Annotated in this window: 4 protein-coding genes and 2 pseudogenes; 5 read left to right on the plus strand and 1 reads right to left on the minus strand. The window is 63.9% G+C overall.

Annotated elements, in window-relative coordinates:
- Together EN932_RS30485 and EN932_RS30490 are read left to right on the plus strand one after the other, a co-directional pair.
- Window positions 1-478 (plus strand): annotated as a pseudogene (locus EN932_RS30485) (phenylalanine--tRNA ligase subunit beta); the annotation flags it as partial.
- 40 nt (window positions 479-518) lie between these two features.
- Window positions 519-1,121: a nucleotidyltransferase family protein gene (locus tag EN932_RS30490; RefSeq protein WP_063169791.1), complete on the plus strand. Its 603-nt coding sequence runs from the start codon at window positions 519-521 to the stop codon at window positions 1,119-1,121.
- Between the two features lie 110 nt (window positions 1,122-1,231).
- Here the strand turns inward: EN932_RS30490 and EN932_RS30495 are convergent, their stop codons facing one another.
- Window positions 1,232-2,227, minus strand: a complete 996-nt coding sequence (locus tag EN932_RS30495; protein WP_027161015.1) for an aldo/keto reductase — start codon at window positions 2,225-2,227, stop codon at window positions 1,232-1,234.
- A gap of 96 nt (window positions 2,228-2,323) precedes the next feature.
- Here EN932_RS30495 and EN932_RS30500 point away from each other — a divergent pair, with 96 nt between their 5' ends.
- The 3 genes and pseudogenes from EN932_RS30500 to EN932_RS39795 form a co-directional block, all read left to right on the plus strand.
- Window positions 2,324-3,214, plus strand: a complete 891-nt coding sequence (locus EN932_RS30500) for a LysR family transcriptional regulator (protein WP_013528304.1) — start codon at window positions 2,324-2,326, stop codon at window positions 3,212-3,214.
- 173 nt (window positions 3,215-3,387) lie between these two features.
- On the plus strand, window positions 3,388-3,960 hold the full coding sequence (locus EN932_RS30505; RefSeq protein WP_013528303.1) for a cytochrome b: 573 nt from the start codon (window positions 3,388-3,390) through the stop codon (window positions 3,958-3,960).
- A 69-nt stretch (window positions 3,961-4,029) separates the two neighbouring features.
- Window positions 4,030-4,194, plus strand: a pseudogene (locus EN932_RS39795) (polyisoprenoid-binding protein); the annotation flags it as partial.

The following is a 4,194-nucleotide window of genomic DNA, read 5'->3' on the forward strand; positions in this document are numbered from 1 at the left end:
GTATCATCCCGGCCGTTCCGGCACGATCAAGCTCGGCCCGAAAACCGTGCTCGGAACTTTCGGTGAATTCCATCCGAAGACGCTGGAAGGGCTCGATGTTTCTGGCCCGCTGTGCGGCTTCGAGGTCTTCGTCGATGCCGTGCCTGAACCGAAGGCCAAGCCGACGAAAACCAAGCCGAAACTGGAACTGTCGCCCTTCCAGGCGGTCAAGCGCGATTTCGCTTTCGTCGTCGACAAGTCGGTCGAGGCCGGCACGCTGGTGCGCGCAGCGCTCGCCGCCGACAAGAAGCTCATCACCGCCGTCTCGGTCTTCGATATTTTCGAAGGCGCTTCGCTGGGCGAGGGCAAAAAATCGATCGCCATCGAAGTGTCGATCCAGCCGGTCGAAAAGACGCTCACCGACGAGGATTTCGAGGCGTTGGCCAAGCGCATCATCGAGAATGTCGGCAAGCAGACCGGGGGCGTTCTGCGGGGCTAAAAAACTTGCGAGCAGATGGCGAATCGCCCTCCAAAGGGCGATGGACCATCTGCGGTATTCCGGCCTTCCCCTTGAAGAACAGCGCGCGGCGTTTCTCGCCATCGTGTCTGCCGACCCGCTGTTATGCGACGCGGTGGCGCGGGCTCGCACGCTCGACCTGCCGGACTGGCTGGTGGTATCCGGCGCTCTCTACAACAGCATCTGGAACCACCTGACCGGCAAACCGTCGGGCTACGGCATCAGGGATGTTGATCTTTTCTACTTCGATGACAGCGACCTGTCCTATGAGGCCGAGGACGCGGTGATCCGCCGGGCGGAGAAGCATTTCGAGGGGCTGGCGTTGCCGGTCGAGGTGCGCAACCAGGCGCGGGTGCATCTGTGGTATCCGCAGAAGTTCGGACGGCCGTGCCCGCGCTATTCGAGCGCCAGCGAATCCGTCAGCCATTTTGCCTCGAAGACGCACGCCGTCGGGGTTCGATACGACGCTGACGGGCAGCTCGAGATCGTGGCACCGTTTGGTCTTGACGACATTTTCTCGTTTCGCATCACGCCGAACCGGGTGATGGACAATCAGCGCACGCATGAGGCGAAGGGTAAGCGTGCAAGGGAGAACTGGCCGGAGATTAGTGTCGAGCCTTGGTAAAAATGTCGGCAGGGCAGAGGGGGGCGCTTCACGTCAGCGTCCCCATCTTCTGCACCGCGCTGCGTACGAAAAAGGGGCGCGCGGCGCCCCTTCCGATTACTCACCAGTTTTCAACCATTCACCAGCGTGAGCTCCTTCTCCGCATAGCGCCTACCGACCACCTTGTCGGGCGACAGCGCGTCACCAATCGCCTGCACCTCGACCGCGCTCAGCGCGATCCCGGCAGCCGCCGCATTCTGCTCCAGATGGCGTATCCTTCTCGCGCCGGGGATCGGCACGATGAAATCGCCCTGGTGCAGCACCCAGGCCAGCGCCAGTTGGGCCGAAGTTACCCCCTTTTCAGCTGCCAGCTTTTCCAGCGTCGCGATGACAGCGGCGTTGGCTTCCATCGCCTCGGCCTGGAAGCGCGGCAAGGTCCGGCGCCAGTCGTCGTCGCTCAGCGCCTCGGGCTTGGCGATCGTGCCGGTCAGCAGGCCACGGCCGAGCGGGCTGTAGGGAACAAAACCGATGCCGAGTTCGCGGCAGACGGCGAACACCTCGTCTTCCGGGTCGCGGCTCCAGAGCGAATATTCGCTCTGCACGGCAGCAATTGGATGCACGGCATGGGCCCGGCGGATGGTCGCCGCACTCGCCTCCGACAGGCCGAGCGCGCGCACCTTGCCCTCGCGCACCAGCTCGGCCATGGCACCGACCGTGTCCTCGATCGGCACGTTGGGGTCGACACGGTGCTGGTAGTAGAGGTCGATCACATCCGTGCCGAGCCGCTTCAGCGACGCCTCGGCGACCGCCTTGACGTGCTCGGGGCGGCTGTCGACGCCGGCCATGCGGTCGAGGCCTGTACCTTCCTCCAAAATCCTGAAGCCGAATTTTGTCGCGATCGTCACCTTGTCACGCGCGGACTTCAGCGCTTTGCCGAGCAGGATCTCGTTCTCGAACGGGCCATAGACCTCCGCCGTGTCGAAGAAATTGACGCCGATATCGATGGCGCGGTGCAGCGTGGCGATTGCGTCGGCTTCCGCCTGGCCGCCATAGGCGAAGCTCATGCCCATGCAGCCGAGGCCGACGGGATAGACGTTCAATTCAGTTCCTAGCTTGCGGGTTTGCATAACGCGTCTCCTTGTTGCGATGCGGCAGAAATAGCGCCTTGCCTTGTGTTCGATAATCGGCTCTCATTTGCACGGGCTGTTCTAAAAGATAGATCAATGAATCGCGCGCATCTTTCCCAACTGGCCGTGCTGGCAACCGTTGCCCAATGCGGCAGCTTTCGCGGCGCGGCCAGGGAATTGGCCATCGCGCCTTCGGCGGTCAGCCATGCGGTGTCCAGCCTAGAGGCGCGGCTTGGCGTTCGGCTGCTGGCGCGCAGCACACGCAGCGTCGCGCCGACCGAAGAAGGTGCGCAGTTGCTGGAACGGCTGCGACCGGCGCTGTCGGAGATCGATCTGGCGCTGGAGACGGCAATCGAGACACGCGACCGGCCGGCCGGCAATCTGCGCCTGACCGTGCCGCGCACCGCAGCCCATTTGGCGCTGACGCCACGGCTGGGCGCCTTTGCGTCGGCCTATCCCGATATCGTGCTGGAGATCGTCATCGAGGACCGTTTCACCGACGTGGTGGAAGGGGGCTTCGATGCTGGCGTCAGGCTAGGCGAGAGCCTGCAGCGCGACATGATCGCGGTGCGCATCGGGCCGGACCTTCGCGGCGCGGTGGTCGGCGCCCCGGTCTATTTCGAGGTCAACCCCAAGCCGCGTCACCCGCGCGACCTGGCTGACCACCGCTGCATCCGCTTCCGCTTCTCCAGCGGCATCCTCTACCGCTGGGAGTTCGAGAGAGGCCGCGAGGCGATCGAGATGGCGGTGGAGGGACCGCTGATCCTCGACGAGGACCATTTGATCGCCCAGGCGGCGGTCGACGGCGCTGGGCTCGCCTTCGTCTTTGAGGATTATGTCCGCGCGCCGCTCGCCGACGGCAGGCTGATCCGTGTGCTGGAGGACTGGTGCCCCTCCTTCGACGGCTTCTTCGTCTATTATCCGAGCCGCCGGCAGATGCGCCCGGCGCTCAGGGCGTTTGTCGATTTCTTCAAGGTGAGTGGATAGAGCGGGCTCGCTCGCCCCGGTAGGTCGGCTGAGGGACGGGGTGGGTAGCGCCCTACGAGACCCCCACCCCGCTTCGCAAAATCCGCTTCGCGGCATTTGCTGCGCGACCCTCCCCACAAGGGGGAGGGTGAAGCGCGCTGGAAGAAAGCCGAACCAACATTCGTTCACTCCCCATGCAAACATCGATCACCAACAGCGCCACCCGCTATGGCTGGGGCGCGATCCTTCTCCACTGGCTGATTGCGCTCATTTTCATCGGCCAGTTCGGGCTCGGCTTCGTCATGGTGCGGTTGACCAGCCAGCGCACCGCCTTCGAGCTGATCCAACTGCACAAATCCTTCGGCTTCCTGCTGCTCGGGCTTGTGTTGCTGCGCATCGCCTGGCGTCTTGGCAATGCAACGCCGGCGCTGCCGCGCTCGGTCGGAACCCTGGAGCGTCGGGCAGCACCGTTGGCCCATCTTGCGCTCTACGCGTTTCAGCTTGCCTTGCCCTTGTCCGGCTGGGCGCTGGTGTCGGTCTCGATGCTGGAGATCCCCAGCCTGCCGTTCAACCTGTTCGTCATGCCGAACCTGCCGCTGGCCGAATCGGATGGTGCCGAGAGCTTCTGGGCGGCTGCACATTGGTATCTCGCCTATGCCGGCATGACGCTTGTGGCTCTCCACGTCGCGGCGGCGCTGCGGCATCATTTCCAGCTCAGGGATGGCGTGCTCACGCGCATGGTCACGCCTTCGTCAGATTCGGAATAGAGCGAGCGGTTCATTCGTTCATGGAGTGAGGGCGCAAGAAATGCGCTGCCTCCAACAAGGAACATCCCCATGTACACGCGCATCCTCGGATTTGCGGCGGTCGCCGCTTGCCTTGCCATGCCTGTTTCTGCGGCCGTCGCGCTGGGTGACGCCGCCGGCAGCTATTCGATCAGCCCGGCCCGCTCCAGCATCCCCTTCTCCCTCGGCAAGGTCGGCGGCGGCGGCCTCAATGGC

This window comes from Mesorhizobium sp. M7A.F.Ca.US.002.01.1.1, assembly GCF_004022955.1.
GTDB classification, from domain to species: Bacteria; Pseudomonadota; Alphaproteobacteria; order Rhizobiales; family Rhizobiaceae; genus Mesorhizobium; species Mesorhizobium ciceri.

Excerpts from the sequence above, each read along its gene's own strand:
- EN932_RS30490 (WP_063169791.1), top strand. The coding sequence starts at position 519 with ATGGACCATCTGCGGTATTCCGGCCTTCCCCTTGAAGAACAGCGCGCG.
- EN932_RS30495 (WP_027161015.1), bottom strand. The coding sequence starts at position 2,227 with ATGCAAACCCGCAAGCTAGGAACTGAATTGAACGTCTATCCCGTCGGC.
- EN932_RS30500 (WP_013528304.1), top strand. The coding sequence starts at position 2,324 with ATGAATCGCGCGCATCTTTCCCAACTGGCCGTGCTGGCAACCGTTGCC.
- EN932_RS30505 (WP_013528303.1), top strand. The coding sequence starts at position 3,388 with ATGCAAACATCGATCACCAACAGCGCCACCCGCTATGGCTGGGGCGCG.